Source organism: Staphylococcus pasteuri (assembly GCF_030547725.1).
Classification (GTDB): domain Bacteria; phylum Bacillota; class Bacilli; order Staphylococcales; family Staphylococcaceae; genus Staphylococcus; species Staphylococcus pasteuri.
In genome coordinates this window covers 1-251 of record NZ_JAUOQO010000630.1, presented here as the reverse complement: position 1 = coordinate 251, position 251 = coordinate 1, and the positions used below count along the sequence as shown (strand labels likewise).

General features: G+C 47.4%; 1 protein-coding gene. It reads left to right on the top strand.

Translation table 11 applies throughout. The features are described from left to right. Positions 1-251: GGGtGRT protein (locus Q4528_RS14980; protein WP_303522474.1), on the top strand; the 251-nt coding region annotated here is incomplete at both ends.

Below are 251 nucleotides of genomic sequence, written 5' to 3'. Positions count from 1 at the left end.
GCTTAGGGCATGGGCAATTAGCCTCGCGGCTACTGTCTACTCAGTCTGATTGTTTTTGTTTTTTAGCCGGTCATGAATCTTACGCAGCAGCCGAAGGCGCAATTAAAATTTCGGAGTATGCCAACCAAGTAAGAAGCAAACCGCTACGGCTCATTCTAAATGGCTTAGGGAAAGACGCAGCCTACATGATTGCCCGTATGAACGGCTTTACCTATGTGCAAACTCAGTTTGACTACCAAACGGGTGAGCTG